The 4,162-nt window shown below is 41.6% G+C and carries 3 protein-coding genes and 1 pseudogene; all 4 read right to left on the bottom strand.

Annotated features, from left to right (window positions below; all coding sequences use genetic code 11):
* Positions 1-484: pseudogene (locus HMPREF2805_RS00090) on the bottom strand (phage major capsid protein); the annotation flags it as partial.
* 16 nt (positions 485-500) lie between these two features.
* Complete coding sequence (locus HMPREF2805_RS00085) at positions 501-1,283, bottom strand: head maturation protease, ClpP-related (protein WP_075230940.1); 783 nt, start codon at positions 1,281-1,283, stop codon at positions 501-503.
* Entirely contained in the window at positions 1,264-2,415 is a 1,152-nt protein-coding gene (locus HMPREF2805_RS00080; protein ID WP_075230939.1) for a phage portal protein, read from the bottom strand. The genes HMPREF2805_RS00085 and HMPREF2805_RS00080 overlap by 20 nt, the downstream gene beginning before the upstream one ends.
* Positions 2,416-2,473: 58 nt before the next feature.
* On the bottom strand, positions 2,474-4,114 hold the full coding sequence (locus HMPREF2805_RS00075; RefSeq protein WP_075230938.1) for a terminase TerL endonuclease subunit: 1,641 nt from the start codon (positions 4,112-4,114) through the stop codon (positions 2,474-2,476).
* Positions 4,115-4,162: the final 48 nt, after the last annotated feature.

Here is a 4,162-nt window from a genome sequence, read left to right as displayed (position 1 = left end):
CGAAAGCAGTCAACTTGTGTTGAATTGCTTCTTCATCGTTGAATTCTTGTTTAAGTTGTCCTTGGATTTCTCCATTGATTTTACCCCAAGCAGCTTGACCAGTTTGCTCTGATTTAAGGAATTTCAAACGGATACCAGCATTTTTAAGGCCGATATGCTGAAGGAGTGGACGTGCCATAACCATATCTTCAAAGATACGGTCGATTGTTTCTTGTGGGAAGAGTTTTTCAACTCCCTTAGGTGCGGCTTTTTCAATGTTATTGAAAAACTCACGAGCTTCAGCGGTCAGCTTAGCATCGTATGGATTTAAGGTTGAAACTTCTTCACGGGCAGCATCACGAGCTTGAACCATCATTTCATTGGTCATAGACTCAATCATTTCATTGTATAGCTTCGCTTGTTCTTCTTGAGGTGCACCATTTGCAACGGCATCCAAAAATGCCTGACGTTGTTTTTCAAATTGGTTAGATAATTGCATTGTCATTCTGTTTTTTCCTTTCTTAAAACATAAAAAGACCGAACCCTTTAGGGACAGCCTTGTCTGTGTTATTTTCTGGACTTTCTGGAAAATTGAATTTCTTCTGTAGAAATTCGCTATTTTCAAAAGCCTCTTTGTCGATTTGTATATCTGGTAGTTTAGCTTCTAGCTTTTTAGCTACCAGTTCTGCGATTTTATCGATATCTGGTGTCATTGCTGACCTCATTTTTTCGATAAAATCACTTGGGATCATAGGAGTTTCACTCGCTACCAGAGTCGGAGCGACTTCGTTTGTAAACATAATCTTGTCTACAAATCCATGATTCAAAGCTGATTCAGCATCAAACCAGGTAGTCTTGTTCATCAAGTCAAGCAAGTCATCAAGAGCCTTTCCAGTCTTATGAACATAAGCGCTAGCAATAGACTTGTTAAACCCTTCTAGCACACCGGCCTCATGAAGCAAGGCATTATGGTCTCCGTTCACTTGCGTTGAAACGTTATGGATCATGATTTGGGCGGTCGGACTGATTTCAACCGTATCTCCTGCCATTGCAATCACGCTTGCTGCGCTTGCTGCAATACCGACAATCTTCACGGTCACGTCGCCAGGATACGAGCGCAGAGCAGTATAGATTTCACTACCAGCATAAACATCTCCACCGCCCGAATTGATATGAACCTCAATTGGTTCACCACTTTCAGGGAGGACAACATCTTTCGGAGCGGTTGCATCCCACTCCAGCCAGTCGTAAAGCCATCTGTCATTGTTTGATACAATCGTACCCTTAATCGGAATTACTTTCATCTTCTTTCTCACCTCCTTTCTCTAACTGTTCACCAAGTTGATAGTTTTTGGTGATGAGGAATTTATCGCCACCAGGGACAGATTCTAAGCCAAGTTCAGAGCGCACCTCGTTTCGAGTCATCGCTCCAGAAGAAATAAGCTTATCAATGCTTCCAGCAAGTGCAAACTTATCTCTCTGACCTTCGCCGATGATTACAAATAGATTATTGCACTCGTATTCCCGTCTTGATACCAAGGCGAAATTAAGCCCATCACTCATTTTCTTAACAAGCGATTGGTAGCAATAACTATTAAACATTTTTTGGCTATTTTCCAGATTGGCCATGTCGCCATGGATTAAAGCAGTTGGAATCCCTAAGGCGTCAGCGACCTCATCATCAAATTGCCGACGAAGTTTTTTCAGCTCATCAACAGAAATATTTGAAGTTCCTGTTGTATTCGTATGCTCAGTGTATTCCATTCCATCTTGAGCTGGAACAATGGCAATCGTCTTGGTGCTAAATGATTTAAAAAGACCATCAGCATATGATTGGAGTTTATCACGCATCTGCTCATTAAAACTCCCATTGTTTTTTGTTTTGAGAGTTCCTCTGATTTGATTATTCCTAGCCAAGGCCTCGACCAAACGAGTGTGCAACTTCTCGTAATCAGCAAATAAGTCAGAAATATAATCTTGCAGTCGATTATTGTTGTACTGTAAGAAAATGACTTCACTCATCCGAAAACGCTTCTCAAACGTGAAACCTCTACAAGTTACAAACTCAAACACATCATCATAAACAGCATATTTAGTCCGTGTATAAGAGTCAGCAACAAGCAACTGATCATCAGTTGTAAGAAAGATTAGGACCTCATTCTTAGTAATCAACCTGTATACGACCTTTTGCCAAAACTCTGACGCAGATTCGTTCTTGTTCGGTCTTACATTCAGCAAGTAGTCCCAATCAGAAGGCTTAACCTTACCGTTTTCTTGATACTTAAATACTGACTTAGCAAAAATCCGAGCGATAAATTCCGCAGACTTATCAACCGCTAAGCTTTTCAGTTGAAGATTACCAAACATCCGCTCAAGATCCTCGAACTCAAAACCAACCTCTGGTACTTCACGCTTAAATAAATTCAGTAACCCCAATGCACTTCCTCCTTTCTTTTATTTTCTGCCGACCACCCACCCAAAATTTATTCTTAGATTAAAAATCCCAACTATCAATCATGTCAAGGAATTCCCCGACATTCGACTCTTGCACTATCTCACGCTTGTAGAGAGCAGCTATCAAGGCGTGGAACCCATCTGTCTTTCTTCTGACAGGCTCTTTCTTCAAGAAACGCTTATTGCCATCCTTGTCCTCTTTGACGTAGGTATTATCCGTATACCAAATCATTGAGTTATCACCCTCAAAGATAAAACGCTCGTTTGCAAATCCATCTTCAATAATTGGCGCAACCTTGGATTGAATCGCCCCAGGATTCCGTAAGAACTCATATTCAAATCCAGCATCTTCTAGCAATGGCTTCAATAAGTCCATTCTGAAACCATCGGCGCATACAAGCTCAATCTGATAAAGATTTCTCCATTCCTCAAGCTTGGCAATCAAAAGCCGTGGATCAATGCTAGGACCATCCACAATCGTAAACAAGCCTTTTTCAGCCCATTCTTCAATAGGCGCTTTTAGCTTGAATGCTTTCAAAAATGATTTCCGTGCAAATGAATGTTGCTTCCAGATGAACTCATCACCATTCTTAAACAGCAAACCGACACTGGCAAAGTCTCGGATGCTTGCATAGTCAAACCCAGCCACACATGACCGACCTTTCAAGTCGATACCAGGAGACCGTAGACAAGCAAGTAATTTTTCACGAGACGTCACATCTTTCTCAAGGTCAGCTTCAGGAAGGTTCATCCGTTTAGTCATGAACTCCTGACGGCCAGACGGTTCCAACTCAAGATCATCATAGTCAGCCTTGGTTCTCGCAAGCAGCCTTTTAGCGTAAGGCGTGCTTTCATCCAACATCGGATTTGCTTTCGGCCAGTTCTTCATGTCATCCACTTCATCCGCACTATCTAACTTGCAGATGAAAGGAAAGAGCCTGAAATCATCAACCTCTCCATTCAAGATTTGCATAGATTTCTCTATCAGCTTGTCATAGAATCCCTCACGCACATATCCATTCGTCCCGTTGTAGAATGTTCGAGCATGAGCAATCTTACCAAGACCAGACCGTTGGACCTTCACTGCCTTATCATCTTCAAATTGGTGAATCTCATCAAACTCAAGACAGCCATCACGAGCGGAGTCCATAGTCTTCGGATTGTTCGTCCGAAAAGAAAAGACCGAGTTATTCGCTCGACCTGTGATAGACATTTTAGTTAGATAGAAATGGTCTTCAAGACCACGCCTTTGGATAGTCTCATAAACCTCCTCAAAGGAAACCTTACCCTGTTTCTCAGAGTTCGCAGTGATAGTCACATCATAATCTCTGATAGGGTAGATAGGACTGATAAAGAACGAGGACCTGGCAGACATAAAACCATTCTTACCACCCCCACGAGCCAAAGTATATAGATGCTCGTCGAAGTGTGGTTCTCCGTCCTCTTTCCGAAAAAGAAAAATAAATGGAACCAAAAAAAGTTGATACTTGGCCAAAGGGAAAAAGTTCTTTTCCGCAAACCGAATGAATTTGTCAATTAAGTCATTATCAAAATATAGATCATCACGAGGATAGATTTTTTCCTTGATAATTTTAAACAGCAGCTTTCTTTCTTTGTTGACGACGATTTCTCCACTCTCGGCCATTTTGATGTAGTCATCAACCAGCGGATGAGAAATCATAACAGATCACTTCCAGACGTCGGTTTCTCAACAGGAGAATTTTCAACC

Source organism: Streptococcus sp. HMSC034E03, from assembly GCF_001811505.1.
Taxonomy (GTDB): Bacteria; Bacillota; Bacilli; order Lactobacillales; family Streptococcaceae; genus Streptococcus.
Note: the sequence above shows the minus strand (reverse complement) of the source record. Positions and strands in the feature narration are given on the sequence as shown.

Bases quoted from the DNA above. Each gene is read 5' to 3' on its own strand.
- HMPREF2805_RS00085 (WP_075230940.1), bottom strand. From the start codon at position 1,283: ATGAAAGTAATTCCGATTAAGGGTACGATTGTATCAAACAATGACAGA.
- HMPREF2805_RS00075 (WP_075230938.1), bottom strand. From the start codon at position 4,114: ATGATTTCTCATCCGCTGGTTGATGACTACATCAAAATGGCCGAGAGT.